Origin of the sequence: Bradyrhizobium sp. CB3481, from assembly GCF_029714305.1 — a bacterium.
Lineage (GTDB): Bacteria > Pseudomonadota > Alphaproteobacteria > Rhizobiales > Xanthobacteraceae > Bradyrhizobium.
Map to the genome: position 1 here is coordinate 6,590,704 of NZ_CP121647.1, position 26,644 is coordinate 6,617,347.

Here is a 26,644-nt window from a genome sequence, read left to right on the forward strand (position 1 = left end):
CAGACGCGGTTAAGTCGATTTTTACTTTGCCGGGTCAATGTATCGCCAGTCGGTTGTTTAGTCCCGCGTCGCCGACAGCGTCGCCTGAGTCAGAGTAATTGAGTCATGGTAGTGTCGCGTCGCGGGGCGTCTGCAAGGGCGCCCCGCACTAAATTTGAGTCTGATTCCAGCGCTCGTATCGTCGTCGGTGATTGCGTCGCCGAGATGTCGAAGCTTCCGGCCGGTTCGGTCGATCTGGTGTTCGCAGATCCTCCCTACAATCTGCAGCTCAAGGGCGAGCTCAAGCGCCCCGACGAATCCCATGTCGATGCCGTCGACAACGACTGGGACAAGTTTTCGTCGTTCGCGGCCTATGACGATTTCACCCGCGCCTGGCTGCTCGCCTGCCGCCGCGTGATGAAACCGTCCGCGACGCTGTGGGTGATCGGTTCCTATCACAACATCTTCCGCGTCGGCGCGATCATGCAGGACCTCGGCTTCTGGGTCCTTAATGATATTGTGTGGCGCAAATCCAATCCGATGCCGAATTTCCGCGGCCGCCGCTTCACCAACGCCCATGAAACCATGATCTGGGCGGCGCGCGACGAGAAGGCCAAGGGTTACACCTTCAATTATGAAGCGCTGAAGGCCGCCAACGAGGATGTCCAGGCACGTTCCGACTGGCTGATCCCGCTTTGTACCGGCGAGGAGCGCCTCAAGGGCGCCGACGGCAAGAAAGTGCACCCGACCCAGAAGCCCGAGGGTCTTTTGGCGCGCGTGCTGCTGTCGTCGTCAAAGCCCGGCGATCTCGTGATCGATCCCTTCAACGGCACCGGCACCACCGGCGCCGTGGCAAAACGTCTCGGCCGCCGCTACATCGGCTTCGAGCGCGACAAGACCTATGCGGAAGCCGCCGAAGCGCGCATCGCAGCCGTCGAACCGCTGCCGGAGGCGACGCTGGCGCCGTTCATGACCGCCCGCGAGGCGCCGCGCGTGGCGTTCTCCGAACTGATCGAACGCGGCATGATCCCGCCCGGCACCAAACTCGTCGATTCCAAGAAGCGTCACGGCGCCCTGGTCCGCGCCGACGGCGCCATCATGCTCGGCGACAAGGTCGGCTCGATCCACCGGATCGGCGCGGTCGCCCAGGGCGCGCCCGCCTGCAACGGCTGGACCTTCTGGCATGTCGAAACCAAGAACGGCCTCAAGCTGATCGACGAGCTGCGCGCCGAAATCCGCTCCGAGATGGCGGCCGGGTAAGCCTCTTGATTCCCCTGACGGAATGTCCGGCGCGGCCATCAGATGGCCCGCGCCAAAGCGCGGCACCGTGCATATGGTTGACGACGTGTGAATGCCGCGAAATTCGGCTTGCCCGGGCTTCGCGCAGCGCGCGTGATCGGGGAACATAGCAGCCGTGTGATCCACGCAAGTAGAAAAGCCGCCTTCCGCCCTTACTTGGAGGCATACTGCTCGCATTGATTTTTCCAAAGAGATTGCTGCCATGCGCACCCGAGGCTCCGAGTCCTTCATCGTGCTGCCGCTGCTTCCGGTCTTCCTGATCGGCCTGTTTCCGATGCTGCTGCTGAGCTTGCTGGGCCCAGCCGGGCTGATCATCCTCGGCATCCTCGTCGCCTGCGCCGGCCTCACCGACATTCTCGACGCCAACACCGCCTTCAGCGAGCAGATCATCGTCCATGGCTATGCGCGCGGATCGGAGCGCGCCGGCCAGCGCACCGCGCTACGTGCCGAACGACGCTTTGCGGCGCTGATGATTGCCGGCGGCGGCGCCCTTGCGGTCGCGGGCGTCGGCGGCCTCACTTTGTTGTAAGGACCCTTGCCTTCACGAACTCGTCGCTTGCGCATCCCCTGAAAATTTGAGCATGGACGGGGCGCGCGGCGGCCTTTGCCGCCCGCGTCCGAAGTCCAACAACAAACCTGCCTGCCAGAAGCGATGGGGGAAATTCTAGATGCTCAAATTCTATTTCAACGGATCGCCGAACCCGACCAAGGTCGCGCTGTTCCTCGAGGAAGCCGGCCTCGCCTATGAGCCGGTCGCCGTGGACACCCGCAAGGGCGACCAGTTCACGCCGGAATATCTCGCCATCAATCCGAACGCCAAGGTGCCCGCGATCGATGACGACGGCGTCAAGGTGTTCGATAGCAACGCCATCCTGCTCTATCTCGCCGAAAAGACCGGCAAGTTCCTCCCCTCCAACACGCCGCAAAACCGCGCGCAGACGCTCTCCTGGCTGATGTTCGTGGCGACTGGCCTCGGGCCGTATTCGGGACAGGCGGTGCACTTCAAGCATTTTGCGCCGAAGGACCAGAACCACGACTACGCCCATAACCGCTACCAGTTCGAGGCGCAGCGCCATTATGCGATCCTCAACGATCACCTTGCCGGCCGCAAATACATGGTCGGCGACAGCTACAGCATCGTCGACATGGCGTTGTGGGGCTGGGCGCGGATGGCCGCCTTCGTGATGGGCGAGGATGTCGCGGCGAAATATCCCAACGTTAAACGGCTGGTCGACGAGATCTCGGCCCGTCCTGCCGCCGCCAAGGCGATCGCCCTGAAGGATAACTTCAAGTTCAAGGCCGAGATGGACGACGAAGCTAGAGGCAACATGTTCAAGCACATGAAGGTGAAGGCCGCCTGATCAGGCCAGCACCGAAGCCTGTAGGGTGGGCAAAGGCGCAATGTGCCGTGCCCACCTTTCTTTTTGCAGCATGTTTCGAAGATGGTGGGCACGCTTTGCTCTGCCCACCCTACAACCCCGGCTCCGCTGGCGTCTCCAAGACTCAAACGGCGACGGCGACCTTCCGCTCGGCGGGGAACGGCCCGAGCACACGCTCGACCAGCGCAGAGTCGCAATATTCCTTGATTTCCTTGATCTTGCCGTTCTCGATCCGCCAGATCATGCAGTACTGATTATTGTAGCGCTCGCCTCGCTTGGTGACGTTGTCGCCGCGCGCTTCAACCACGACATAATCGCCCTCCGCGATGAAGTTGAATGCGTGGGTCCGCGGCCGCGTCGCGGCGAGCTGCGAGCGCAGATGCCCGAGCAGGCCATTGTTGACGGCGTCGCGGCCCTTGAATTCCCCCGACCAGGAATATTCGCCGGTGACGATCCAGACGATATCCTCGGCGAGATTGTCGAGGAAGGTTGTTCCACTGCCGTTCGCTGAATCTGCATAGATCTGCTGCACCAGTTTCTTGTTGTCGGCTGTGCTCATGGATTTTCTCCGTTGTTGAAATGATGAGGCCGCGCTCCGCGGCCGGTGAACGTCACGCGGCCGGAAACGGCCGGCAGATTTCGGGCTCGGGCGGCAGGCGCAGGCCGTTGGCGAGATAGCCGACGGTCCGGTAGTAGCCGGCGAGCATCAGCAGTTCGAGGATGGCTTCATCGGCGAATGCCGCCTGCAGAGCGGGCCACAATTCGTCGCTGATGTCGCAGCTGTCATGCAGTTCGTCGGCGAGACGGATCAGCAGCGCATCATTGGCTTCCCAGCAGGCGCTGTCGGCATCGCCATGCACCGTCGCGTTGATCTGTTCTTCGGTCAGCCCTGCTTCGTCGGCAAAATAATGGACGCGCATGCCCCATTCATATTGGCAGCCGCAGCGCGCGGTCACCCGATGCAGCAGCACCTCGCGCTGCCGGAGGCTCAGCTTCATTCCCGGCATATAACCCGGCGCGCCGCGAATGAAGCGCTCGAACAGCTCGGGATGGCGCGCCAGCGTGGTGAACAGGCGAAACGGCGGCATCCAGGATCGCGGCATGCGATCGAAGGCGGCCTGAACCTTGTCGGGATAAGGTGCCGTTGCCGGCACCACACGTGCAGTCATGCGGATTTGTCTCGGTGTTGCGGATGCTCGCGATCATCCGCCGGATTTCCTCATTCTTCCAATCGATAGAGAATATAGTATATATTCGCTCCATGAATTTGAATTCGCTTGACCTCAATCTCCTGGTCGCGCTCGACGCGCTGCTCCGCGAAGCCAATGTCAGCCGGGCCGCGATGCGGATCGGGCTGTCGCAGCCAGCGGCGAGCCATGCGCTGCAGCGGCTGCGCGACCTGATCGGCGATCCCCTGCTGGTGCGGACCGGCGCGCGCATGGAGCTGACGCCGCGCGCACAGGCGCTGCGCGCGCCGCTGGCGCAGACGCTGGATCAGGTGCGCTCCCTGTTCGTTCCCGACGATTTCGACGCGGCGCGAAGCGAGCGGCAGTTTCGCCTGATGATGCCGGATCTGGCGGTCGAGCTGTTGATGCCGCCGCTAATGGCGAAGATCACAAAACTGGCGCCGAATGTGCGGATCGACGTGGTGCCGTGGCGGGGCCCTGCGATCTTCACCACCGAATTCGCCCGCACCATCGATCTCGTGATCTCGATCGGCAACGCCTTCACCGGCTTCCACCGGCAGCGGCTCTACACCGACAGCGACGCCCTCGCCGTCCGGCGCGGGCACCCCGCCGGCGTGAAGCTGAAGCGGATCGAGAACTTTCTCGATGCGCGCCACGTCGCAGTGGTGATCCGCGGCCAGAGCGACGATTTGATCGACATGTGGCTGCGCCCCAAGGGCATCGAGCGGCGGATTGCCCTCGTCGTACCCGGCTATATCGAGGCGCTGCATGTCGCCGCGCGCACCGACCTCGTCGCCTTCGTGCCGCGCCGCCTGATCGCAGCGCTCAGCAAGCAATTATCGCTCGCCACGGTGACGCCGCCGCTCGACCCCGGAATCGACGAGCAGCACATGTTCTACCCGACCCGCGCCCAGATGGACCCCGGCTCGATCTGGCTGCGCAACATCATGCTAGGCATCGGCCGCGAGATGGAACGGGCTACAAGGAAGGTGCTGTAGGGTGGGCAAAGCGAAGCGTGCCCACCGATCTTTGCGCCGAAACGATATGCCAGACCTCATCCTGAGGAGCACGCGTCAGCGTGCGTCTCGAAGGATGAATGGCACCGGCGGGGGCCACATGGTTCGAGACGGCGCTGACGCGCCTCCTCACCATGAGGTTTAAGAGCCGTTGGTGGGCACGTCGCTACGCCCAACTCCACGACATCAGCGCTTCAAATCCGCCAGCACCTTCTGCACGGCCGGCCGCTCTTCCATCCGCCTGCGGTGGGCCGCCACCTTCGGTAGGCCAGCGAGATCGACGCCGTCGCCTTCGAGCCAGCCGGAGATGGTGTAGAGATAGGGATCGCAGATCGTGAACTGCTCGCCCATCACCCACGGCCCTTTCAGCATGTCGCGCTCGATCAGCGCGAAGCTGGCGGCCATGGTTTCCGGCACCTTGCGCTTCATGTCGACAAACGAGGTTTCCTCGACCGCCCAGCGATAGCCGCGCATCTTGTGCGCATGATTGACGTGCACCGTCGAGCAGAGATAGCTGTTGAACGACTGCGCCTGAGCAAACGCGAAGGAATCTTCAGGCGCCAGGTTCGCTTGCGGAAAGCTGCTAGCGATGAAGGCGAGGATCGCCGGCGTCTCGGTCAGCGTGCCGCGGTCCGTTACCAGCACCGGCACCCGCCCCTTCGGATTGATCGCAAGATATTCTGCCGTGGTCTGCTGGCTGTTCTTGAAGTCGAGCCGTTCCGCCGTGTAGGCGGCGCCCGCCTCTTCGAGTGCGATATGCGAAGCCAGCGCGCAGGTGCCGGGGGCGGTGTAAAGCTTGAACATGGCGATCCTCATGGGGGAAAGCCGGACGTTACCGGCACGCCCCCTTCCCGTCCACCCCCGGCGGGTGGAGTGCCCGCGCGCGGTTCAACCCGCCCGCGGCTGCAGCCTGCCCTCGATATAGACGCTGACGATCGTATCATCAGGGGGATAATGCTCGGGCGCCACCGCCGTGAGCTGCGCCTGAATGCATTTCCACGCGTTGTTCTCGAACAGATAGGTGTCGGTGTACGTGGTCATGCCGGTCACCTCGCTGCCGTCGCGGCGGCGGGTGCATTTATTGGTGGAACGGACGAGCGCAATATCGCCGATCACCGAGATGAGTTCGTCGCGGACGTCCCAATAGACGATGACCTCTGGGTCGAACGCGGTCGCCCAGTATTTCAGATAGGTCGCGCGGTCCGAGCGCTGGCCCGTGGGCCAGATGTTGATGAAGTCGGGGTGCAGAATGGCGTCGTGCGACGCCACATCATTGGTCACGAAATTATGGATGAAGCGGGCATTTAGCGCACGCAATTCGTCCATTACGGCAGCCGATTGATGATCACGCAAGGCGGTTTGCATCTTGATTTCTCCTGTCATTGAGCCATCTGGCGCGCCTTTTCGGCGGTCGCATCGTCAGCCGGAAAGAAGCACTCGATCTTGATCTGCTGCAGCGCCGCATCCGTCGGCATTGCCAGCGTCGTGAAGGTGGAGAAGAAGCAAAGGCGATAGTCGCCCTTCGCCAGCTGCATCGTCATCACAGGCGAAGATGGCGGATGCCGCGGCAGCCGCCAGTCGGCCGACAGCCCGGGATAGGCCATGATCTCATCGAGCAGCGCCGCCGCGGCGCGGCTGCCCTGCGCGACGTCGCGGTGCAATATCTGGATCAATTGCCGCGCGAACTCATCCCAGTTCAACATGAACTGCCGCAGGCCCTTTGGATGAAACACGGCGTGCATGGCATTGTCGGCAAGGCCGTTTTCCATCTCGTATGAATCTCTGAAAGGCTTGAGCAGGCGCGCCGAACCCTGGTTGCGCATCCGAACGTCCCAATGCCCGTCGATGACGATCCCCGGATACGGCTCCTGCTGCCTCAACATGAAATCGAGCGCCTGCCGCACCGGCTGCAGGTTCTCAGCGGCCAGCCCCTTGTCGCCATAGGGCGGCACGAAACCGGCCGCAACATGCAGGGCATTGCGCTCCTCGAGCGGCAGGTCGAGCGCGCTGCCGAGCAGTTGCACCATCTCGCGGCTCGGCTGCGACCGGCCGGTTTCCAGAAAGCACAGATGCCGGGCCGATACGTTGGCGTCCACCGCCAGCTCGATCTGGGTCAGCCGGCGTACGCCGCGCCAATGCTTCAAGAGCCGGCTGAATTGCCCGGCCGGGATTTCGTGCGAATTGGTGTCTGAAGCGGCCATGACGACAATCTAGACCATCGCATCGGATCAGCAATTACCTCTGATGTAAGTGACGAGCAGCACAATTCCCTGCAGAGTGAAGGTGATAGACGCCGAAATTCAGGGACAGCATGGATGGACAAGAACGCAATTACGAAGACTGTGACGCAGTACATGGCGGCGTGGAACGAGCCTGATGATAGGACGAGACGCGCCCTGCTCGCGCAATGCTGGAGCGATGACGGTGTCTATCTCGATCCGAACGTCTCGCTGGCTGGGCGCGACGCGCTGGCGGCGAAGATCGGCGAGGTCATGGCGGGCCGACCCGGCGCGCGGCTGGAATTCATGAGCGGTATCGACGTGCATCACAACATGGTCCGCTTCCTCTGGCGTCTGGTGCGCCCGGACGGAACAAGCGGCGCCACCTCGATCGATTTCGGCGAGATCGGCCCCGACGGAAGGCTGGTCAGGATCGTCGGCTTCTTCGGCCCGGCCCCGTCACTTCCGTAAATCACTGGGGCTGTGAAGGACTTCCACCCGCCTTCGCAGTTGCCCACTGCCCTCCCTCATGCCATGACGCCCTGATAGCAATAGGGGCGTACCATGACGGTTCTCATCGCGGGCGGCGGCATCGGCGGGCTGACACTGGCGCTCAGCCTGCATCAGATCGGTGTTAAGGCGAAAGTGTTCGAAAGCGTGCCGGAGCTGCGACCGCTCGGCGTCGGCATCAACGTGCTGCCGCATGCGGTGCGCGAATTGATCGAGCTCGGCCTGCATGATGCGCTCGACGCGGCGGCCGTCCGCACCAAGGAGCTCGCCTATTTCTCCAAGCACGGCAAGCCGATCTGGAGCGAGCCGCGCGGCATCGAGGCCGGCTACAAGTGGCCGCAATTCTCGATCCATCGCGGCACGCTGCAGCAGATCCTGCTCGACGCTGCGGTCGCGCGATTGGGAAAAGAGAATATCCTGACCAGCCACCACCTCACTGGCTGGACTGAGACCGAAAGCGGCATCCGCGCCGAATTCATCGACAAGGCGACCGGTCAATCGAAAGGTCACTACGAGGGCACGCTGCTGATCGCGGCCGACGGCATCCATTCGGCGGTGCGCGAAAAGCTCTATCCCAACGAAGGCCCGCCGATCTGGAACGGACGCATCCTGTGGCGCGGCATCACCGACAGCGACGCCTTCCTGTCCGGCCGCACCATGATCATGGCCGGCCACGAGATCCTGAAATTCGTCTGCTATCCGATCTCGAAACAGACCGACAGCGCCGGCAAGTTCAGGATCAACTGGGTGGCCGAGCGGCACATGCCGCCGACCTATCAATGGCGGCGCGAGGACTACAACCGGACCGCCAGGCTTGAAGAGTTTCTGCCGTGGTTCAAGGACTGGAAGTTCGACTGGCTCGACGTGCCCGGCCTGATCGAGAACTGCCCGCACGCCTATGAATATCCGCTGGTCGACCGCGATCCGATCCCGCAATGGACCTTCGGCCGCGTCACGCTGATGGGCGACGCCGCCCATCCGATGTACCCGATCGGCTCCAATGGCGCCTCGCAAGCCATTCTCGACGCGCGCGTCATCACCCGCGAAATTCTCGCAAAGGGCACGACGGGCGCCGCGCTCGTGGCCTATGAAGCTGAGCGGCGGCCGGCGACGACGGACCTCGTGATGCTCAACCGCCGCAACGGTCCCGAGCAGGTGATGCAGATGGTCGAAGAGCGCGCGCCCAATGGTTTTGTCGTCGTCACCGACGTGCTGTCGCTTAAGGAGCTGGAAGACATCGCCGCCAATTACAAGCGCGTCGCCGGCTTCCAGGTCGAAGGCCTCAACGCCAAGCCGCCGATCGTCCAGCTCACGCGGGAAGCGCCGCAGGCCGCGGGCTAGCGGCAGGAGCGATCGCCTTCGCGGTCTCGACCAGCCGTGCGCTGGTGGTGGCGGTCGCCAGCAGCGTGCCGTCCTCGGCGGTCAGCCGCCCCTCCACGAAGGCGACGGTCCTGCCGAGCTGGGTGACCTTCGCTTCGCCGGTGATCGGTCCGGGCCTTGCCGGCGCCAGGAAATTCACCGTCAGGCTGATGGTCGCGGTGTAGAGCCTGCCCTCGGTCATAACGAACACAGCCGGTCCCATCGTGTCGTCGAGCATCGCCGAGAGAATACCGCCCTGCACGAAGCCCGCGGGATTGCAAAAGTCCCGCTTGCCGTCGAAGCCGATGCGGATCCAGCCGTCTGCCGGGCGAGCATCGAGCACATGCCAGCCAAGCAGCCGGGAAGATGGTGGTGGGGTGAGCTTGTCGAGGGCGGTCGCGATCATGGGAACCTCCTTGAGGCTCACCTCCTAGCGCAACCCTGCTGCCAGCATGGTGTCAGCATGCAGCCCAGCTCGCTGCCGGCGTCCGCTTCAATTTCGATCGTTTCCAAAATTCGAGGCTGGTGTCCGCGCCGCATCCCGGTTAGGAGATCCCCGCTGCGCCATCGCGCACCGTAAGCGTCTCACGTCAGGCAACGCATTCAACCGGTCGGCTCGACCGAAGTGGAATGCATCATGCACGCCGTTCGTGATCGACCCGCCGAAATTCCCTGGAGTGATATATGACACCCTCTCCTGCTCCGCGCCGGAGCAAATTGCCTGCGCGTTACGCGGCGTTCGTGATGCCGCTGGTGTTGTCGGTGCTGATGACCTTCGTGGTCTCCGCGATCTCAACCTTGCGAAGTCTCGGCCCGACGCCGGCTTTCATCGCGACGTGGCCCGCCACATGGGGCATTTCGTGGCTGGTGGCGTTCCCGGTCTTGCTGGCGGTGTTGCCGCTGGTGCGCAAAATCGTGGCGCTCGCCGTTGAGGCGCCAAGCTCCAGCTAGGCCGCAACTCGCAAAGCTAGGCAGGCCCGCAGAAACTTCGCGTCAGATCAGAGGTGCTCGCCTTCAGGATGTGAACAGCGCCGGCACAGCCCTTGATTTTGTGCGATATGCGTGGTAGCTACGCTTCATGATCAACGTCGTACGCATCTCGAACCGTAAACACGTGACCCGCTCTCGCTGGGCCGTGGAAGGAGTCGTGCGCTAGAAATTCGACGCGATCTTTTCACCAGGCCCCGCCGGCATCGGACGGGGCCTTTTGTTTGGCCACGCTCCCTGCCGGCACAATAGCAGGAGCATCCGATGCCACCCGAACAGATAAACCTCGCATCCGAGACCGGGCGCGATGCTGCAGGACGCCACCTTGCGGTTGCTATCGAAGACGCCACCGGCAACGCGGTGGCCGGAGCGCGCCCCAATGCCTCCATCGCAGCGCTGAGAGACGCTTTCTCGGAAAAGGAAGCGGCTGGACCCCCGGTTGCACCGACGCGGAGCGTTTTGAGTTTGCTCCAGGAATATTGGCGAGCGTTTCGAAAGCGGCGCCAACGCAAGGGATCGCTGGTCAGTTTGCACGACCTGAACGACCGAGATCTCGAGGATATCGGCCTGACGTCGGGTGACATCGATTGCATCGCCGCTCGCCGGGCTTTTGAAAGGCTCAGACATGGCACGTATCTATGGTGGTCCCGGGTGATGTAACCAGTTCTGCACTTTAGCTAGTGGCATGCCATTGCGCGGATCAGCCAAGCGTGATCCGCCCCTCCCTACAATCCTCGCAATGCTAAGGCTAAGCCGCGCCTGACCTTCGGCGCGCGTGCGCGGCGAAACCCGCATAGACCAGGAGTTCGAGCGGGCGCGTATATCCGACCGGCCGATCCGGTCTCGCAAACGACGATTACTCAAATCCCAGGGCAATCGCCTTGCGAACCAGATCCGCAAGGTTCTTTGCCGCCATTTTTTCCATCATCCACGCCCGATAATTTTCGACAGTGCGGCTACTAAGATTAAGCTTGTGCGCTATTTCCTTGTTTGAAAAGCCCTTGGCCACCAGTCGCATGACCTCGACCTGACGCGGCGAAAGCTCGGCGAGCCTGGCCTTGAGCAGCGCTCGCTCGGTCAGTTCGACGCGCTGGCGATCACCGCTTTCGATTGCCTGTGAAATGCTGTCAATGAGCCGTTCGTCGTCGAACGGCTTTTCGATGAAATCAAACGCGCCCTGCTTGATGGCCTGTACGGCCATTGCGATATCGCCGTGCCCGGTGATCAGGATGACCGGCACGGCTGAGCCGCGCTTCTTCAGTTCCTGCTGCAGCTCCATGCCAGACATTGCCGGCATCCGGATATCGGAAACGACGCATTGCGGTGGCGGCGCGGCGCTCTCCGCCAAAAAGCTCTCAGCCGAGACATAAGGCTTCACAGGGATGCCGCGACTTTCCAGCAGCATGCTTAGAGAACGCAAGATAGCCTCATCGTCCTCGATCAACGCGATCGTCACGAGCCGACGCTCCGTTCCTGATAGATCGGCAGCGTAAAGGACGCGCAAACGCCGCGCGATGTACCTTCAATATGCAGCTGTCCACCGTGCGCTTCGATGATCGAACGTGAAAGCGACAGCCCCAATCCCAAACCGTCACGTTTCGTCGTCGCGAATGCCGTGATCGACTGCATCGCAAGATCAGGATCCAGCCCCGGGCCATTGTCGGTTACGCTGATCGTGACCATCTGGCTGGGCCGTATCGCAGCTTCAATGACGATCCTGCCATCATTGCGGCCGGCATTCGTCAGAGCCTCCGCGGCATTACGAACCAGATTCAAGATCACTTGTTCGACCTGCAATGCGTCAGCCAGCACGGAAGGAAGATCCCGCTCGAGCTGGGTCACGAGGACGATGCCGCGGCGATCGAGATCGGGTCGGAAGATCGACAATGCTTCATCAATGAGCAAGCTAACGGCAGCAGGTCCCGTTTCTACCCGACCAACGCTGATGAAGTCCCTCAGCCGGTTGACGACCTCACCCGCACGGTCAACTTGTACAATCGCCTCCGTACTGGCTTTTGCCGCAGCTTCCAGGTCGGGCGGGCTACGCTCAGCCGCGAACTTGGCAAGCCGCGCATAGTTGCCAATGGCGGTCAGGGGCTGGGTAATCTCGTGGGCGACGGTGGCCGCGAACTCCCCCATCGTTGCAACACGCGATGCGCGGTGAAGTGCATCCTGGTGCAAGCGAAGTTGATTTTGTGTCCGCCGTTGCTCGGTCACGAGAACTCCCACGGCCAGGCCGGTGATAGCCAGGATCACCATCAGAGCCTGATATGCGACAACGTCGCCCGTGCTTTGGGTCGTCAGTTCAATCGACACAATCAGGCCGATTTGCGTTACGACGAGCCCCGCGGTCGCGCCCGGAAGACCGAACCGCACCGCGATCCAGACGATCGGCAAAAACAATACGTAGAAGAGTTGAAAGCGGAACGGCTGATTCAAGCTCAAAATGCCCCATACGGCAGCGAGGATGATCAGCATGAGCACGCCCATCTCCCAGGAGGGCGCCGCAAACTGCCTGCGGGTGAATGCAATCAACAAGAAGGGAGTGAACACCATGACGCCGATCAGGTCGCCGACAAATGCACGAACGAAAACCTGGCCCAGATCGGCCTTCGTCACAAAACCATGCTGCAGAAGCACCAGGACATAGCCTACCGAAACCAGCCCGATACTGACGACGGCAACTCCGATGAGCCACAGCATGGCACTGCGGGACGAGAGGGTGGGATCGAACCCCATGCGCGGCGATGTCAGAAACAGGGCGGCCGTGCCGTAACCGAGCCCCGTGATGAGCACGACCGAGAACTCGGCGATGGGAGGAAGCGGTAGACGGCGCACAAGCAGGTCAGCGAGCAACTGCGCAACGAAGAGCCACGGCAAATATTGACGGCCTAACAACAGAATTAGCGCGAAGCTCAATCCAGCCTGCGGATTCCAGGGTGTAACGCCAAACACCGCAAACGGATGGATATAGCTGAGGGCGTCCAACACCACGTAACTGGCGATATAGGCCAGGCCGACGGCAAGGTGTGAGCGCGACATTCGGTGCACCAGTTGCGTCCCGGAGCGAACCTCCTCGAGCGACAGTAGCTCCATCTCATACTCCTTCCGGCGACCGCCTCGGCATCCGTAATTCTACTCTAGAAAAAGCCCCCTCGGAGAGTACCGGGAGGGTTTGCTCTGAATTGCCGGCTGGCGCGATGCCAGACAGTCTTCTCCCAAATGTAGAGGGGAAGCGAACCGTGCCCAACATCGCGCCTGACGCGAATGCTGTGGCTGCCGCAGCGATCTTTGCGCTCGCGGTGCTGCATACCTTCTCGACGCGTTCCATCGAACGGTTGGCCCACATACAACCTCGTCACGCAGGGGTTTGGCACCTGCTCGCGGAAGTCGAAGTCGTGTTCGGATTCTGGGCCGCGATTCTCATTGCCTTCATGGCGATGAAGGTCGGCACCGGCGGCGCGCTTGCCTATCTGGAAAGCCGCAACTTCACCGAACCGGCATTCGTCTTTGTTATCATGGTCATCGCCGCAAGCCGGCCTGTGATCGATGCGGCAGCGGCGCTGCTCCGGCTGGTATCGTTTCTCATCCCGCTCTCCGCGTCTCCAGCGTACTACTTTACGCTTCTTTCGATTGGGCCATTGTTGGGTTCATTCATCACCGAGCCCGCGGCGATGACCCTGGCCGCCTTGCTCCTGAAGGAGCGCTATCTCGACGCTAAGGCGCCCGCCAAATTCAAGTATGCAACCATCGGCGTTCTGTTCGTAAACGTCTCGATCGGGGGAACTTTAACGCCATACGCCGCGCCGCCGGTCCTGATGGTGGCCGAACGTTGGAACTTCGACCTTGCATTCATGCTGCAGACCTTCGGCTGGAAGGCTGCTCTGGCGGTCGTCATCAACGCTGCCGGCGTGACCCTCATGTTTCGCCATTTCCTGCGCAAACATCCGAAGGAGCCGGCATCGCTTGCGGTGCTGGACGTTCCTGCCTGGATTGCCGGAGTGCACGTGGCATTCCTCGCAGCGGTGGTCGTCTTCAGCCACCATCCGATCGTCTTCCTGGCGCTGTTCATGTTCTTCCTGGGCTTTGCCGAGGCGTACAAGCGCTTTCAGTCCCCGCTCATTCTTCGCGAAGGCCTTCTGGTCGCATTCTTTCTCGCGGGGCTCGTTGTGATCGGCGGCCAGCAGAAGTGGTGGCTTGAGCCGCTTTTGAGCGACCTCGGACCAACCGCCCTGTTCACGGGCGCGACACTGCTGACGGCGATCACGGACAACGCCGCCCTGACCTATCTCGGCTCTCTGGTCGAGGGCGTTTCCGATGAATTCAAATATTCCCTCGTTGCAGGAGCCGTGACGGGAGGCGGCCTCACTGTCATCGCCAACGCGCCCAATCCGGCAGGCTACGCGATTCTCAAAGGCAGCTTTGAAGACGGCTCAATCAGCGCGGCCGGCCTCGCCATCGCTGCGCTCATTCCAACCCTCGTCGCCGCCGCAGCCTTTCAGCTGCTGCCGTAAGTCCGGAGAACAGAGCGATGACAAAGCTTGGGCAAAAGGCACCGGCATCCGATCACTTCCAACGAGCTGCGCGCGCGCCGATGGCACAGCGACAGCGGCTTCTCGCAGTTGTGGACGGCACCGAGTCAACGAACCGCATCGTGGATTTCATTACGGCGTACGGCGAAGGTCGCGCCATCACGGAAGCGGTAGTCCTCAACGTGCAAAGCAAGCGGCTCGATGCACGGTTGCGCGGTTACCAGGACTTCAAGCAGGACGAGATCGATGACCGGCTGATCAACGAATTGGCGCTTCCGCTCGTCAACAGCGTCAGCAATCGGCTGGAGAAGGCAGGCATAGTTTGCTCGCCGAAGGCCGCAATAGGCGATCCTGTTGCGACGATACTGCGTTGCGCGGCCGAGAATGCCTGCAATGTGATCCTGGTTGGCGCGCGGCCGTCGAAAGGTATCGAAGGTTGGATGCCCCATCCGATACGCGCTTGGCTGCGTTCGGATCTGGCGTTGCGACTGATCGCGGTGGCGCCTGCGTCCGTCGTGGTGGTCAAATAGGGTGTGAAGATGGCCTCAACCCAAGCCGTGCGCGATCGTCTTGCGCATGACGTTGGGCAACGCCTCATCGGCAAGCGTTGCGACCGGCACCCAGCGCATGGCCTCCGGCGCGCGCGTGCACGACGGCACCGCGGCCGTATAGACCACGAGTTCGAGCGGGAAGTGCGTGAAGACGTGGGTGACGACGCCGGTCTTGCGATGCCAGCGCGAGACCCCTTTGATGGCAGGCGCCTGATCTAACGCGGCCTTATCATCCTGTCCGGCGAGCCATTCCGAACCCGGCACCTCCGTCATGCCGCCAAGCAGGCCCTTTTCCCGCCGTGTGCGAACGAGGAGTTCGTCACCGCGCGTGACGATGAACACGGCGCCGCGGCGCAGGTCGCCAGTTTTCTTCGGCGCCTTGCGCGGAAACGTCTCCTGATCGCCGCGCAAACGGGCGGCGCAATTCTCGTTCAGTGGGCACAGCGCGCAGGCCGGCTTCTTCGGCGTGCAGATCGAGGAGCCCAGATCCATCAGCGCTTGCGCGCTATCGCCGGCGCGCGACTCGCCCAGCAATGTCGCGGCCAATTGCTGGATGCGCGGCTTGGCCTGCGGCAGCGGCTCTTCCACCGCGTAGAGCCGCGACGTCACGCGCTCGATATTGCCATCGACCGGCATGGTTTTGAGATCAAAGGCGATCGCACCGATCGCCGCCGCCGTGTAAGGCCCGATCCCCGGCAATTGGCGCAGGCCCTCCTCGGTATCGGGAAACACCCCGCCATGGTCGCGCAACACCGCAACGGCGCAAGCATGGAGATTGCGCGCCCGCGAATAATAGCCGAGCCCGGCCCACATCCGCAGCACCTCGTCCAGCGACGCGCGGCCGAGCGCCCCGACATCCGGCCAGCGCGCCACAAACTTCTCGAAATATGGCCCGACCGTTTTCACCCCGGTCTGCTGCAGCATGATCTCCGACAGCCACACCCGGTACGGATCAGCCCGCTCGCCCGCCGGCGGCCGCCATGGCAGCCGCCGGCGATGGCGGTCATACCAGTCGAGCAGCAGCGCGGGACGAGAGGCGCTTTCGGCGGATGGTGCCTGTCTTTTGATTTTTGCGGCGGCGGAGGAACTCATCATGATAGTCTAGTCGTAGAACGCCAATCTCTCCACGTCATGCCCGGGCTTGTCCCGGACATCCACGTCTTTCTTCCTCGTGCCATGACGCCGAGGGAGGTTACGTTTCCGTCACGCAAAGTGCTACAAGCGCCCCATGTCCAAGCCCGGCCCGATCTCCGCAAAGCCGCTCTCCGTCCTGCTCAGCGACGTTTTTTCCGACGCCTATGCCAAGCAGGGATTCGCCGCGCGCGAATTGGTGACGCGCTGGGCCGACATTGCCGGGCCTGAAATTGCGGCTCATTCCGAGCCGATGAAGATGCAGTGGCCGCGGCCGGTGGAGGGCCAGCCGCAGGAGCCGGCGACGCTGGTGCTGCGGGTGGAGGGGCCGATGGCGCTGGAGATCCAGCATTCCTCCGACGTCATCCTGCAGCGGGTCAATCGCTTCTTCGGCTGGAGTGCGGTCGGCCGACTGGCGCTGCGGCAGGGGCCGCTGTCGCGCCGGAAGGCGCCACCGCGGGCACGGGCCCCGGACCCGAAAGCGGTCGCGAAAGTCGCCGAAACGCTGTCGGGGATAGAGGACGAGGAACTGCGCGCCGCGCTGGCGCGGCTCGGCGCCGCGATCAAGCGAAATTGAGGCTCTTGCGCCGCCAGCCCGGCGCAACGCGCCATTGCCACAACCACCGTTTCAAGCTAGCGAAGGCTGATTTTCGTAACTTTCGGGCGTGAACGCGCCATTCGGGAGCCGACCTTGATGATCACGCGCCGCGCCTTCACCGCCGCTCTCTCGTTGACCGGGCTGGGCCTGCTCGCCGGCTTCTCGCCGCTCAAGCTGATCACGGATGCGATGGCGCAGTCCGCCACCGACGTCGCCAAGCCGGTGTCGCTGCCCGACATGGCAATCGGCCCGCAGAACGCCACGGTGACCATCACCGAGTTCGCCTCGATGACCTGCCCGCACTGCGCAGCGTTCACCGAAAAGGTATTTCCGAAGATCAAGTCGGAATTCATCGACACCGGCAAGATCCGCTTCATCTTCCGCGAATTCCCGCTCGACATCAAAGCCGCCGCCGGCTCGATGCTGGCGCGCTGCATCGCCAAGGACGACGCGCCGAAATATTTCGCCGTCATTGACCTGTTGTTCAAGCAGCAGAACGACTGGGTGGCGAAGAACACCACGGAGACGCTGACCCGGATCGGCAAGCAGGCCGGCCTCACCCAGGCGCAGGTCGAGGAGTGCCTGAAGGACCAGGCGCTGCTCGACAAGATCGCGGCCGACCAGAAATACGCCGCCGAGGTGCTGAAGGTGGATTCGACGCCGACCTTCTTCATCAACGGCGAGAAGGTGAAGGGCGAGCAGAGCTTCGAGGAGTTCTCCAAGCGCATCAACGCGCTGCTGAAGAGCTGATTCGGCGCCTCGCGGATTCATCCGCGCCGATAAGTCCAGTAAAAGACGCCACACAAGCGCCTCAAATCCCTTGGGAAAAGCTACTTAAAAGCCCCTTGGGGCCGTTGCCCTCCGGCCCCGGCCTCGCCATTGTCGCGGGCCACAAGAGCCGCAGCGGGCGGTTCGCCCACACACCGACATTGCCTTCTATGGTATTGTCACGGCAGGGAGATTCGCGCCCGGCCAACAGAGATTTGTGTTCATGAAACTCACGCGCCTCCGCCTCCACGGTTTCAAGTCGTTCGTCGAACCCACTGATTTCGTGATCGAACCCGGCCTCACCGGCGTGGTCGGTCCGAACGGCTGCGGCAAGTCGAACCTGGTCGAGGCGCTGCGCTGGGCGATGGGCGAAACCTCGCACAAATCGCTGCGCGCTGCCGACATGGACGCGGTTATCTTCGCCGGTTCCGGCAACCGCCCGGCGCGCAACCACGCCGAAGTCACCATGACGATCGACAATGCCGATCGCACCGCGCCGGCCGCCGTCAATGACAGCCAGGTGCTGGAAATTTCCCGCCGCATCGAGCGCGAGGCCGGTTCCGTCTACCGCATCAACGGCCGCGACGTCCGCGCCCGCGACGTGCAGATCCTGTTCGCAGATGCCGCCACCGGCGCGCGTTCGCCGGCGCTGGTCCACCAGGGCAAGATCGGCGAGATCATCCAGGCCAAGCCGGAACAACGGCGCCGCGTGCTGGAAGACGCCGCCGGTGTTGCCGGCCTGCATGCCCGCCGCCACGAGGCCGAACTGCGGCTGAAGGCCGCCGAAACCAATCTCACCCGCGTCGAGGACGTGATCGGCCAGCTCACCGGCCAGATGGACGGCCTGAAGAAACAGGCGCGTCAGGCGATTCGTTTCCGCGAGGTCGCCGCCAAGGTGCGCAAGGCGGAAGCCACGCTGTTCCATCTGCGCTGGGTCGAAGCCAATGCCGACGTCGCAGAGGCCGCCCACACCCATGACATCAACGTGCGCGAGATGGCTGAACGCACCCGCGAGCAGGCCGAGGCCGCGCGCATCCAGGCGATCCGCGCCTCCGAACTGCCGGCACTGCGCGAAGGCGAAGCCCGCGCCGCAGCCGGGCTACAGCGCCTCACCAACGCGCGCGAACAGCTTGACCGCGAGGAAGAGCGCGCCAAGGAGCGCGTCGCCGAGCTCGACCGCCGGCTGTCGCAATTCGCCGGCGACATCGCCCGCGAGCAGCAGCAGATGGTCGACGCCGAGGCCGCGCTGCAGCGGCTCGACACCGAAGACGCCGAGCTGAAGGAAGAGATCAAGTCGCGCGTCGAAAAGCGCTCCGGCGTCGATGAGCGCGTCTCGGAAGCCGAAGCCACGCTGGCCGCCGCCGAGCGCATGTTCGGCGAACTGACTGCCGCGCTCGCCGACCTCACCGCCAAGCGCAACCAGCTCGAGGCCGGCGTCCGCACCCATCGCGACCGCCTCGCCCGGCTCGATCAGGAAATCGCAAAAGTCCAGGCCGACGAGCAGAAGCTCAGCGAGGAAACCGGCGGCCTCGGCGACCTCGATGCGCTCGCCGCCACCATGGAGACCGCGCAGGAAATGCTGGCGGCGTCCGAAGCCGCTGCGCAGGCCAGCGAGACAGGCCACATCGCCGCGCGGCAGAAGCTCGAGGCTTCCCGCACCCCGCTCACCGAGGCTGAAAAGCGCGTGCAGCGGCTGGAGACCGAAGCGCGCACCATTTCAAAGCTCGTCAACGCCGAAACCAAGAATCTGTGGCCGCCGATCATCGACGGCGTCACGGTCGCCAAGGGTTATGAAAAGGCGATCGGTGCCGTGCTCGGCGACGATCTCGACGCGCCGGTCGATCCCTCCGCGCCGATGCGCTGGACCAATGCGGGCGCAAGTTTTGACGATCCGGCGCTGCCGGATGGCGTTGAACCGCTGGCGGGGCATGTCGAGGCGCCGCCCGAACTGCGGCGCCGCCTGGCGCAGATCGGCGTGGTGCCGAAAGAGCGCGGGGCGGAACTGGTCTCGCAATTGAAGACCGGCCAGCGACTGGTGTCGCTCGAAGGCGACGTCTGGCGCTGGGACGGCTTTGTTGCCGCCGCGCATGCGCCGACCGGTGCGGCACGGCGTCTCGCCGAGCGCGCCCGCCTCGTCGATATCGAGCACGAGCTGGAGCAGGCCCGCATCGATGCCACCACCAAGCGGCAGGCGCTGGAAGACGCTGAGGCCGAGCTGAAGGTGGCATCTTCGGCCGAAACCGCCGCCCGCGAGGCCTGGCGTGCCGCGCAGCGCGAGGCCGATGCCGCGCGCGAGCGTCATGCCGCCACCGAGCGCGAGATCAGCCGCCACGCGGCGCGCAAGTCCGCGCTGACCGAAGCCCACACCCGCCTCGCCGCCGATCGCAGCGAGGCCGAGGCGGCGCATGAGAGCGCGAACGCTGCGCTGGCCGAACTGGCGCCGACCGACGAGACCGAAGCCAGGCTCAGCACCGTCAGGACCGAGATTGACGGCCACCGCCGCTTTGCCGCGCAGGTGCGCGCCGAGGCCCAGGCGCTGGCGCGCGAAGCCGAACTCGCCGACAAGCGCGTGCAGGCGATCACCGCCGAGCGCACCGAATGGCAGAACCGCAAGCAGAGTGCGGCTTCGCAGGTCTCGACCGTCGAAGCGCGCATCACCGAAGTGACGGCCGAACGCGCCGATCTCGACAATGCGCCCGTCGTGTTCGCCGAAAAGCGCCGCGCGCTGATCGGCGAGATCGAGTCCGCCGAGGGCGCCCGCCGCGTCGCTGCCGACGCGCTCGCCGCCGCCGAAAGCCTGATGGCGCAAACCGACCGTGAGGCCAAGGCGTCGCTCGAAGCGCTCTCCTCCTCCCGCGAGGCCTGCGCCCGCGCCGAGGAGCGCATGGAAGGCACCAAGCGCCGGCTTGCCGACATCGAGCGCGAGATCCACGACATGCTCGAGGTCGAGCCGCATGCGGTGGCCGGCCTCGCCGAGATCGAACCGGACGCGGAACTGCCGCCGGTCGGCGAGATCGAAGAAAACCTCGAAAAGCTGCGCCGCGACCGCGAGCGCCTGGGTGCCGTCAATTTGCGGGCCGAGGAAGAGCTGCGCGAGGTCGAGACCCAGCACACCGCGCTCACCACCGAGCGCGACGACCTCGTCGAAGCCATCAAGCGGCTGCGCCAGGGCATCCAGAGCCTCAACAAGGAAGCCCGCGAGCGGCTGCTGGTCTCGTTCGAGACGGTCAACGCGCATTTCAAGCGGCTGTTCGTTGAGCTGTTTGGTGGCGGCGAAGCGGCGCTTCACCTGATCGAGAGCGACGATCCCTTGGAAGCCGGCCTTGAAATCATCGCAAAACCGCCGGGCAAGAAGCCGCAGACGCTGTCGCTGCTGTCGGGCGGCGAGCAGGCCCTGACCGCGCTGGCGCTGATCTTTGCGGTGTTCCTCACCAACCCCTCGCCGATCTGCGTGCTGGACGAAGTCGACGCGCCGCTCGACGACCATAACGTGGAGCGGTTCTGCAACCTGCTGCACGAGATGACCTCGTCGACCGAAACCCGCTTCATCATCATCACGCATAATCCGATCACGATGGCGCGGATGAACCGGCTGTTCGGCGTCACCATGGCCGAACGCGGCGTCTCGCAACTGGTCTCGGTCGGCCTCGACGACGCCGTGAAGATCCTCGATCAGCACGTGGCGTGAGATTTAGGCTTTCGTCGCCGCATCCAATGATGTCATCATCCGCGAAAGCGGATGATCCAGTACGCCGCGCCGTTCGTGATTTTCACAGCCGTCTCGGCGTACTGGATGCCCGCATGCGCGGGCATGACGAGACGAGATGACCTCACCCGACCTCCCCGCCGAACTCAAAGCCGCGCTCGACGGCAAGCTGCGCGGCTTTTCCCGCAACGACGCCGCCGGCCGCGCGGCGTCGATTTCGAAGACTTATCGCAGCGGCGGCAATTCCGGCGCCATCCGCTCCGAGTCCGATGCCCTCGCCTATGCGCTGGCGCGGATGCCCGCGACCTACGCCGCGGTCACGGCGAGCTTGAATGCACTGATCGAGATCAGGCCTGACCTGGCTCCGAAGACCTTGCTCGACATCGGCGCCGGGCCAGGCACAGCGACGTGGGCGGCCGCCGAAGCTTTCTCCTGCCTGCAACATTTCTCCCTGCTCGACGCCAATGACGCGCTGCGCATGCTGGCGCTCGATCTTGCACGGGACAGCACACGGTTACGAAACATCAGCTACGAACGCGGCGAAGCCCGTACTGCGCTGGCGACGGCGGATGCCGCCGATCTAGTCGTCGCGAGCTATATGATCAACGAGATCGGCGAGGCCGAACAACGCGCACTCGCCGAACTGATGTGGGAAAAGACCCGCGACACACTGCTCGTGGTCGAGCCCGGAACGCCCGCGGGCTACGCGCGGATCATCGCGCTGCGCGCGCACCTGATCGCTCTCGGTGCGCATGTCGCCGCCCCCTGCCCGCATGACGGCCAATGCCCGCTTCAGCCGCCCGACTGGTGCCATTTCTCACAGCGCCTGCAGCGCTCGCGCGCGCACATGCAGGTCAAGGGTGCGGAAGTGCCGTTCGAGGATGAGCGGTTCTCTTATGTCGCGGTGACGCGTGCCCCGGTACCCTCGCGCCGCTCCCGTGTGCTGGCGCAACCTGATGTCGGCAAGGTCGAAATCACGGCAAAGTTCTGCACGACGGAGGGACTGAGCTTCACGAAAGTCCCCCGCCGCGCCAAAGCGGATTATGCCGCCGCCCGCCGCTGGCGTTGGGGCGATGCGGTGATCGAGGAGAACTGATCCACACCGCGGTCTCCGTGCCCCGGACGCTGCGCAGCGCGCCGCGCGTGCGGCGTGATGCGCTGCAGAGCCGGGGCCCATCTTTCCACTTCCCATTCCGCTGGCGGCCGTGGGTCCCGGCTCTGCGGTGCACCGTCAAGCGACGCTGCACCGCGTCCGGGACACGGGCCCCTTACAAAGCTGCCTTGAACTTATCCCACCGCACTTCCGACTAAAGCCATGCCCACCTTCCGGGCGGGCTGCCGCGCGCCCCCGTTTTCGTCTAATTTCGCTCGTCTCGTCCCCTTCAGGAGTTGTCCCTCATGTCGACCGGCTGGATCGTTCTCGGCGTCATCGCCATCATCGTGCTGTTTGCGTTCGGCGCCTATAACCGGCTCGTCGCGCTCAGCCAGCGCGTCGGGCAGGCCTTTGCCGATATCGACGTCCAGCTCAAGCAGCGCCACGACCTGATCCCGAACCTGGTCGAGACCGTGAAGGGCTACGCTGCCCACGAGCGCGGCACGCTCGACGACGTGATCAAGGCGCGCAATTCGGCGATGTCGGCGCAGGGCCCGGCGCAGGTATCGGCCGCCGAGAACCAGCTCTCCGGCGCGCTCGGCCGCCTGATCGCGCTCTCGGAGGCCTATCCGGACCTCAAGGCCAACGCCAATTTCCAGCAACTCGCCAGCGAACTATCCGACCTCGAAAACAAGATCGCGGCCAGCCGCCGCTTCTTCAACAACGCGGTCCAGGAATACAACACCGGCATCCAGCAGCTTCCGGCGGCGCTGTTCGCCGGCATGTTCGGCTTCACCCGCAAGGAATTCTTCGACCTCGGCGCCAGCCGGACCGAAGTCGAGAAAGCGCCGAGCGTGAAGTTCTGATCGATATGGCGTCTCGCTCTTCCGTCATTCCGGGGCGTCGCAAAGCGGCGAACCCGGAATCTCCATCAATGCACAAAACCTCTGGATTCCGGGTTCGCCGCGTCGCGGCGCCCCGGAATGACGGGTGGTGACGCATCATGGCCGCGTACGGTCTCTACACGCATATCGCATCGAACAAGCTTCGCTCGATGCTGCTGCTCGGCGGCCTGTTCCTGCTGATCTATGTGCTGGTGTTTGCCGGCGCGCTGGTCGGCGAAGTGTTCTTCCATAGCGACAGGCCACTCAATTATTACCTAACGCACGCAGCGCGCGACCTGGTCTCGGCCTTCCCCTGGGCCACGATTGCCGCCGCGCTGTGGATCGTGATCGCCTATTTCTTCCACCAGAACATGATCGATGCCGTGACCGGCGGCGAGAGCGTGACGCGGCAGCAGGAGCCGCGGCTCTATAACCTGCTGGAAAATCTCTGTATCTCGCGCGGCATCCCGATGCCGAAGCTGAAGGTGATGGACAGCCCGGCGCTGAACGCCTTCGCCACGGGGCTCAACCGCCGGCAATATTCCGTCACCGTCACCTCGGGGCTTCTGCAGGCGCTGAACGACCAGGAGATCGAGGCCGTGCTCGGCCACGAGCTCACCCACATCCGCAACGGCGACGTGCAGTTGATGGTGGTCGCCATGATCATCGCCGGCGTGGTGGGCTTCTTCGGCGAACTGTTCTTTCGCACGTTCACCAACCTGTCCTGGAATTCCAGCGGCAGCGGCTGGTCGTCCTCGTCGTCGTCCTCCTCTTCGTCGTCATCGTCATCCGATCGCGACAGCAAGGGCGGCGGCGGCGCCATCATCGCGATCATCATCGCGGTCGTGCTGATCCTGCTGGCCTGGCTGCTCTCGCAGGTGGTCAAGCTGGCGCTGTCGCGATCGCGCGAGCTCCTGGCCGACGCCGGCTCGGTCGAGCTGACCAAGAATCCCGACGCCATGATCACGGCGCTGCGCAAGATCGAGAACCGCGGTGAGCTTGAAGGCGCTACCTCCGCCGTGATGGAGCTCTGCGTCGATAATCCCCGCGAAGGGTTTGCGGACCTGTTCGCAACCCACCCGTCGGTCGATTCGCGGGTCAAGGCGCTGGTGCAGTTTGCCGGCGGGCATGACCCCGGTCCCTTGGCCCTGCCGTCCGAGGCATCGAACGAAACGGACGAGCCGGAAGAATCAGCCACCGAGCAGCCATCGTCCCCGGCTCCCCGCGGCCCCTGGAACAATGCCGGCGCGCCCGACGGCACCCCCGCCGCCCCTCCCGGCCCCCTGGACGGCCCGTGGGGCCCGCACCGCTAGGCGGCTGCCCACCCCGCCTCGATTAAGGAATTCGGTATGAATAGTGGCGATGGGCGTCTAAGGAATTGAATTATCCCTTGTTTCTGCCATGTTCGCGCCCAAAGCAGGGAATGGGGCATGCCGGCCGCTCCCTCCGGTCGGAACTGCAATTCAAGGGAATTCCATGGCAAAGCCAGTCGTGATTGTGGTGGGCGCGGACAAGGGCGGGGTCGGCAAGACCACCGTGTCGCGGACGCTCCTGGATTACTTCAGTGCCAACAACGTGCCGACGCGGGCGTTCGACACCGAATCGCCGCGCGGCACCCTGAAGCGGTTCCATCCTGACATCACCGAGATCGTCGACATGACGACAACGGCCGATCAGATGAAGATCTTCGATACGCTGAGCGCGGGACCCTCGGTCACCGTGATCGACGTCCGCGCCGGACTGTTATCCCCGGCGCTGGCCTCGCTCCGCGACATCGGCTTTCTCGATGCGGCCAAGGCCGGCCAGATCACCTTTGCCGTGTTCCATATACTGGGCCCCTCGATCGCCTCGCTGGACGAGATCGCCGAGACCGCGAACTTCATGCAGGGCGCCAAATATTACCTGGTGAAGAACTTCATCAACGACACCCAGTTCTTCCAGTGGGACCAGTCGACCTACAATTCGTACTTTCATCGCATCAAAGATGCCACCGACCTCACCATCCCCAAGCTGAATGAGATGGCCTATGAGCAGGTCGAGGTCTCCTCGGTGCCGTTCCTCAAATTCGTCGCCAACAAGGGCAAGGACGACGAGGCCGCGAACTATTCCTTCGTGCTGCGTGGCTATGTCCGGCACTGGCTCGCCAACGTCTGGAGCGAGTTCGACCGCATCAAGCTGACCGATCTCGTCGGCGCCAAATCGACCACGCGCGGCGGCGAAAAATAGTCGCAAGCCCGCGGCGAAGGGACTGGATTAGCCGAAAAAATCCTTTGATATACAGGCGATGAGCTCCACGCCTGTCTACATCATCTGCTCGCCCCGGCCGCTGGTCGGCAAGACGCTGCTTGCGCGTCTGCTCGGCGAGTTCCTGCTGCTGAAGGACGGCGCGGTCGCCTGCTTCGACATCAATCTGAAGGAACCATCGCTGCTCGAATACCTGCCGCGCATCACCGAGACCGCCGACGTGATGGACACCTACGGCAAGATGCAGCTGATGGACCGCCTGATCGTCAATGACGGCATCGCCAAGGTGGTCGACCTCGGCTTTCACGCCTTCGACGAGTTCTTCAAGATGACCCATGAGATCGGGTTCATGAAGGAGGCGCTGCGGCGCCGCATCGCACCGGCCATCCTGTTCGTCGCCGACACCGACCGCGTTTCTGCGCGCAGCTACCCGGCCTTGCAGGAGCAGATCCCGCCGAAGGCGCTGATCACGATCGACAACGAATATGTGGTGCGCGGCGAACTGCCGGCTGCGATGGCAACGGGACGGGTTTTGCGGATACCGGCCCTGCCCTCGTTCCTGAAGACCTATGTCGACCGCGTGAGCTTTTCCTTCACCGACTATCTGCGCAACGAGCGGGACTCCTCCACCGAGCTGCACCAATGGATCCGGAGGAATTACACCGTGCTGCGCGAGCTCGAGTTCAGCCTGTTGCCGCAGCGGCCGTGACCGCGCCCGGTCGATATTATTACCCGGGTAATATTGACGCAAAACGGCTGACCTGCTATTCGCCTCGCCCGACCCACCGGCGTGCGAGAGGCCCCAAATGACGTCAGCAAGAAAGGCAGCCATCGCCGCCTACAAGGAGCGCAAGTCCGCTCCCGGCATCTTTGCGATCCGCTGCCAGGCGACAGCTGAGATATGGGTCGGCCAGACCCCGGATCTCGAAAAAATCCAGAACCGGATCTGGTTCACGCTGCGCCAGGGCAGCCACCCCTGCCGCAGCCTGCAGGCCGCATGGACCGCGCACGGGCCGGACAGCTTTGCGTTCGAAGAATGCGAGCGGTTGGAAGAGGAAGAGAGCGCCTATGTGCGCGACGCGCTGCTGAAGGAGCGCGTGCTGCATTGGCGGAAGCAGCTCGGCGCTGAAGCGGTGTGACAAACCGGTGTCCTGGAAACAGCTTGGTGTCGGACTCCAAGGCCACATCATAAGGCTCTTCGC

The 26,644-nt window shown here is 63.5% G+C and carries 28 protein-coding genes; 19 read left to right on the forward strand and 9 right to left on the reverse strand.

Annotated features, from left to right (window positions below):
• The first annotated feature begins 105 nt into the window (after positions 1–105).
• The 3 genes from QA643_RS31950 (at position 106) to QA643_RS31960 (ending at position 2,639) form a co-directional block, all read left to right on the forward strand.
• A complete protein-coding gene (locus QA643_RS31950; RefSeq protein ID WP_283029636.1) occupies positions 106–1,239 on the forward strand; it encodes a site-specific DNA-methyltransferase in 1,134 nt (377 codons plus the stop codon).
• 241 nt (positions 1,240–1,480) lie between these two features.
• A complete protein-coding gene (locus QA643_RS31955) occupies positions 1,481–1,807 on the forward strand; it encodes a hypothetical protein (protein ID WP_283029637.1) in 327 nt (108 codons plus the stop codon).
• A gap of 139 nt (positions 1,808–1,946) precedes the next feature.
• Positions 1,947–2,639 carry a glutathione S-transferase N-terminal domain-containing protein gene (locus tag QA643_RS31960; RefSeq protein ID WP_283029638.1) on the forward strand — a complete coding sequence of 231 codons (693 nt, stop codon included), beginning with the start codon at positions 1,947–1,949 and terminating at the stop codon, positions 2,637–2,639.
• A 142-nt stretch (positions 2,640–2,781) separates the two neighbouring features.
• Here the strand turns inward: QA643_RS31960 and QA643_RS31965 are convergent, their stop codons facing one another.
• Entirely contained in the window at positions 2,782–3,216 is a 435-nt protein-coding gene (locus QA643_RS31965; RefSeq protein ID WP_283029639.1) for a nuclear transport factor 2 family protein, read from the reverse strand.
• 52 nt (positions 3,217–3,268) lie between these two features.
• Entirely contained in the window at positions 3,269–3,826 is a 558-nt protein-coding gene (locus QA643_RS31970; RefSeq protein WP_283029640.1) for a carboxymuconolactone decarboxylase family protein, read from the reverse strand.
• A 92-nt stretch (positions 3,827–3,918) separates the two neighbouring features.
• Here QA643_RS31970 and QA643_RS31975 point away from each other — a divergent pair, with 92 nt between their 5' ends.
• On the forward strand, positions 3,919–4,842 hold the full coding sequence (locus tag QA643_RS31975) for a LysR family transcriptional regulator (protein ID WP_283029641.1): 924 nt from the start codon (positions 3,919–3,921) through the stop codon (positions 4,840–4,842).
• Between the two features lie 204 nt (positions 4,843–5,046).
• On the opposite strand, the gene QA643_RS31980 is transcribed toward QA643_RS31975, so the two are convergent.
• The 3 genes from QA643_RS31980 to QA643_RS31990 form a co-directional block, all read right to left on the reverse strand.
• Complete coding sequence (locus tag QA643_RS31980) at positions 5,047–5,664, reverse strand: glutathione S-transferase N-terminal domain-containing protein (protein ID WP_283029642.1); 618 nt, start codon at positions 5,662–5,664, stop codon at positions 5,047–5,049.
• An 84-nt stretch (positions 5,665–5,748) separates the two neighbouring features.
• Positions 5,749–6,225 (reverse strand): nuclear transport factor 2 family protein, encoded by a 477-nt coding sequence (locus tag QA643_RS31985; RefSeq protein WP_283029643.1) that lies wholly within the window; start codon positions 6,223–6,225, stop codon positions 5,749–5,751.
• 14 nt (positions 6,226–6,239) lie between these two features.
• Positions 6,240–7,061: a helix-turn-helix transcriptional regulator gene (locus QA643_RS31990; protein ID WP_283029644.1), complete on the reverse strand. Its 822-nt coding sequence runs from the start codon at positions 7,059–7,061 to the stop codon at positions 6,240–6,242.
• Positions 7,062–7,175: 114 nt separating this feature from the next.
• Between QA643_RS31990 and QA643_RS31995 the strand changes: the two genes are divergently transcribed.
• Both QA643_RS31995 and QA643_RS32000 read left to right on the forward strand, forming a co-directional pair.
• Positions 7,176–7,550 carry a nuclear transport factor 2 family protein gene (locus QA643_RS31995; protein ID WP_283029645.1) on the forward strand — a complete coding sequence of 125 codons (375 nt, stop codon included), beginning with the start codon at positions 7,176–7,178 and terminating at the stop codon, positions 7,548–7,550.
• A gap of 93 nt (positions 7,551–7,643) precedes the next feature.
• The gene (locus QA643_RS32000) at positions 7,644–8,930 is read left to right on the forward strand and encodes a flavin-dependent oxidoreductase (protein ID WP_283029646.1); all 1,287 of its coding nucleotides are present in this window, start codon (positions 7,644–7,646) and stop codon (positions 8,928–8,930) included.
• Here the strand turns inward: QA643_RS32000 and QA643_RS32005 are convergent.
• Positions 8,899–9,354 carry a PaaI family thioesterase gene (locus QA643_RS32005; protein ID WP_283029647.1) on the reverse strand — a complete coding sequence of 152 codons (456 nt, stop codon included), beginning with the start codon at positions 9,352–9,354 and terminating at the stop codon, positions 8,899–8,901. The genes QA643_RS32000 and QA643_RS32005 overlap by 32 nt on opposite strands.
• Positions 9,355–9,632: 278 nt before the next feature.
• Between QA643_RS32005 and QA643_RS32010 the strand changes: the two genes are divergently transcribed.
• Both QA643_RS32010 and QA643_RS32015 read left to right on the forward strand, forming a co-directional pair.
• Complete coding sequence (locus QA643_RS32010) at positions 9,633–9,899, forward strand: DUF2798 domain-containing protein (protein ID WP_283029649.1); 267 nt, start codon at positions 9,633–9,635, stop codon at positions 9,897–9,899.
• A 300-nt stretch (positions 9,900–10,199) separates the two neighbouring features.
• On the forward strand, positions 10,200–10,595 hold the full coding sequence (locus QA643_RS32015) for a DUF1127 domain-containing protein (protein ID WP_283029651.1): 396 nt from the start codon (positions 10,200–10,202) through the stop codon (positions 10,593–10,595).
• 196 nt (positions 10,596–10,791) lie between these two features.
• Here the strand turns inward: QA643_RS32015 and QA643_RS32020 are convergent, their stop codons facing one another.
• Entirely contained in the window at positions 10,792–11,391 is a 600-nt protein-coding gene (locus QA643_RS32020; RefSeq protein WP_283029652.1) for a response regulator, read from the reverse strand.
• Positions 11,388–13,031, reverse strand: coding sequence for an ATP-binding protein (locus tag QA643_RS32025; protein WP_283029653.1), 1,644 nt, complete (start codon positions 13,029–13,031; stop codon positions 11,388–11,390). The genes QA643_RS32020 and QA643_RS32025 overlap by 4 nt, the downstream gene beginning before the upstream one ends.
• 146 nt (positions 13,032–13,177) lie before the next feature.
• Between QA643_RS32025 and QA643_RS32030 the strand changes: the two genes are divergently transcribed.
• Positions 13,178–14,449 (forward strand): putative Na+/H+ antiporter, encoded by a 1,272-nt coding sequence (locus QA643_RS32030; RefSeq protein WP_283029654.1) that lies wholly within the window; start codon positions 13,178–13,180, stop codon positions 14,447–14,449.
• A 140-nt stretch (positions 14,450–14,589) separates the two neighbouring features.
• A complete protein-coding gene (locus QA643_RS32035; RefSeq protein ID WP_283029655.1) occupies positions 14,590–14,997 on the forward strand; it encodes a universal stress protein in 408 nt (135 codons plus the stop codon).
• 15 nt (positions 14,998–15,012) lie between these two features.
• Here QA643_RS32035 and mutY read toward each other — a convergent pair whose 3' ends face one another.
• Positions 15,013–16,113 (reverse strand): A/G-specific adenine glycosylase, encoded by a 1,101-nt coding sequence (gene mutY / locus QA643_RS32040; protein WP_283029656.1) that lies wholly within the window; start codon positions 16,111–16,113, stop codon positions 15,013–15,015.
• A gap of 133 nt (positions 16,114–16,246) precedes the next feature.
• On the opposite strand from mutY, the gene QA643_RS32045 reads away from it, so the two are divergent.
• The 9 genes from QA643_RS32045 to QA643_RS32085 all read left to right on the forward strand — a co-directional run bounded on the left by QA643_RS32045 (position 16,247) and on the right by QA643_RS32085 (position 26,581).
• The gene (locus tag QA643_RS32045; protein ID WP_283029657.1) at positions 16,247–16,726 is read left to right on the forward strand and encodes a DciA family protein; all 480 of its coding nucleotides are present in this window, start codon (positions 16,247–16,249) and stop codon (positions 16,724–16,726) included.
• Positions 16,727–16,840: 114 nt separating this feature from the next.
• Complete coding sequence (locus QA643_RS32050; RefSeq protein WP_283029658.1) at positions 16,841–17,497, forward strand: DsbA family protein; 657 nt, start codon at positions 16,841–16,843, stop codon at positions 17,495–17,497.
• Positions 17,498–17,738: 241 nt separating this feature from the next.
• Complete coding sequence (locus tag QA643_RS32055; protein ID WP_283029659.1) at positions 17,739–21,203, forward strand: AAA family ATPase; 3,465 nt, start codon at positions 17,739–17,741, stop codon at positions 21,201–21,203.
• A gap of 136 nt (positions 21,204–21,339) precedes the next feature.
• Positions 21,340–22,317, forward strand: coding sequence for a small ribosomal subunit Rsm22 family protein (locus tag QA643_RS32060; protein ID WP_283029660.1), 978 nt, complete (start codon positions 21,340–21,342; stop codon positions 22,315–22,317).
• A 302-nt stretch (positions 22,318–22,619) separates the two neighbouring features.
• Entirely contained in the window at positions 22,620–23,180 is a 561-nt protein-coding gene (locus QA643_RS32065) for a LemA family protein (protein ID WP_283029661.1), read from the forward strand.
• A 137-nt stretch (positions 23,181–23,317) separates the two neighbouring features.
• Positions 23,318–24,511: a M48 family metalloprotease gene (locus QA643_RS32070; protein WP_283029662.1), complete on the forward strand. Its 1,194-nt coding sequence runs from the start codon at positions 23,318–23,320 to the stop codon at positions 24,509–24,511.
• Positions 24,512–24,674: 163 nt separating this feature from the next.
• Positions 24,675–25,424, forward strand: a complete 750-nt coding sequence (locus tag QA643_RS32075; RefSeq protein WP_283029663.1) for a hypothetical protein — start codon at positions 24,675–24,677, stop codon at positions 25,422–25,424.
• A 58-nt stretch (positions 25,425–25,482) separates the two neighbouring features.
• Positions 25,483–26,151 carry a hypothetical protein gene (locus QA643_RS32080; protein WP_283029664.1) on the forward strand — a complete coding sequence of 223 codons (669 nt, stop codon included), beginning with the start codon at positions 25,483–25,485 and terminating at the stop codon, positions 26,149–26,151.
• Positions 26,152–26,248: 97 nt separating this feature from the next.
• Positions 26,249–26,581: a GIY-YIG nuclease family protein gene (locus tag QA643_RS32085; RefSeq protein WP_283029665.1), complete on the forward strand. Its 333-nt coding sequence runs from the start codon at positions 26,249–26,251 to the stop codon at positions 26,579–26,581.
• Positions 26,582–26,644: the final 63 nt, after the last annotated feature.

Bases quoted from the DNA above. Each gene is read 5' to 3' on its own strand.
- QA643_RS31950 (WP_283029636.1), top strand. From the start codon at position 106: ATGGTAGTGTCGCGTCGCGGGGCGTCTGCAAGGGCGCCCCGCACTAAA.
- QA643_RS31955 (WP_283029637.1), top strand. From the start codon at position 1,481: ATGCGCACCCGAGGCTCCGAGTCCTTCATCGTGCTGCCGCTGCTTCCG.
- QA643_RS31960 (WP_283029638.1), top strand. From the start codon at position 1,947: ATGCTCAAATTCTATTTCAACGGATCGCCGAACCCGACCAAGGTCGCG.
- QA643_RS31965 (WP_283029639.1), bottom strand. From the start codon at position 3,216: ATGAGCACAGCCGACAACAAGAAACTGGTGCAGCAGATCTATGCAGAT.
- QA643_RS31970 (WP_283029640.1), bottom strand. From the start codon at position 3,826: ATGACTGCACGTGTGGTGCCGGCAACGGCACCTTATCCCGACAAGGTT.
- QA643_RS31975 (WP_283029641.1), top strand. From the start codon at position 3,919: ATGAATTTGAATTCGCTTGACCTCAATCTCCTGGTCGCGCTCGACGCG.
- QA643_RS31980 (WP_283029642.1), bottom strand. From the start codon at position 5,664: ATGTTCAAGCTTTACACCGCCCCCGGCACCTGCGCGCTGGCTTCGCAT.
- QA643_RS31985 (WP_283029643.1), bottom strand. From the start codon at position 6,225: ATGCAAACCGCCTTGCGTGATCATCAATCGGCTGCCGTAATGGACGAA.
- QA643_RS31990 (WP_283029644.1), bottom strand. From the start codon at position 7,061: ATGGCCGCTTCAGACACCAATTCGCACGAAATCCCGGCCGGGCAATTC.
- QA643_RS31995 (WP_283029645.1), top strand. From the start codon at position 7,176: ATGGACAAGAACGCAATTACGAAGACTGTGACGCAGTACATGGCGGCG.
- QA643_RS32000 (WP_283029646.1), top strand. From the start codon at position 7,644: ATGACGGTTCTCATCGCGGGCGGCGGCATCGGCGGGCTGACACTGGCG.
- QA643_RS32005 (WP_283029647.1), bottom strand. From the start codon at position 9,354: ATGATCGCGACCGCCCTCGACAAGCTCACCCCACCACCATCTTCCCGG.
- QA643_RS32010 (WP_283029649.1), top strand. From the start codon at position 9,633: ATGACACCCTCTCCTGCTCCGCGCCGGAGCAAATTGCCTGCGCGTTAC.
- QA643_RS32015 (WP_283029651.1), top strand. From the start codon at position 10,200: ATGCCACCCGAACAGATAAACCTCGCATCCGAGACCGGGCGCGATGCT.
- QA643_RS32025 (WP_283029653.1), bottom strand. From the start codon at position 13,031: ATGGAGCTACTGTCGCTCGAGGAGGTTCGCTCCGGGACGCAACTGGTG.
- mutY (WP_283029656.1), bottom strand. From the start codon at position 16,113: ATGATGAGTTCCTCCGCCGCCGCAAAAATCAAAAGACAGGCACCATCC.
- QA643_RS32045 (WP_283029657.1), top strand. From the start codon at position 16,247: ATGTCCAAGCCCGGCCCGATCTCCGCAAAGCCGCTCTCCGTCCTGCTC.
- QA643_RS32055 (WP_283029659.1), top strand. From the start codon at position 17,739: ATGAAACTCACGCGCCTCCGCCTCCACGGTTTCAAGTCGTTCGTCGAA.
- QA643_RS32060 (WP_283029660.1), top strand. From the start codon at position 21,340: ATGACCTCACCCGACCTCCCCGCCGAACTCAAAGCCGCGCTCGACGGC.
- QA643_RS32065 (WP_283029661.1), top strand. From the start codon at position 22,620: ATGTCGACCGGCTGGATCGTTCTCGGCGTCATCGCCATCATCGTGCTG.
- QA643_RS32070 (WP_283029662.1), top strand. From the start codon at position 23,318: ATGGCCGCGTACGGTCTCTACACGCATATCGCATCGAACAAGCTTCGC.
- QA643_RS32075 (WP_283029663.1), top strand. From the start codon at position 24,675: ATGGCAAAGCCAGTCGTGATTGTGGTGGGCGCGGACAAGGGCGGGGTC.
- QA643_RS32080 (WP_283029664.1), top strand. From the start codon at position 25,483: ATGAGCTCCACGCCTGTCTACATCATCTGCTCGCCCCGGCCGCTGGTC.
- QA643_RS32085 (WP_283029665.1), top strand. From the start codon at position 26,249: ATGACGTCAGCAAGAAAGGCAGCCATCGCCGCCTACAAGGAGCGCAAG.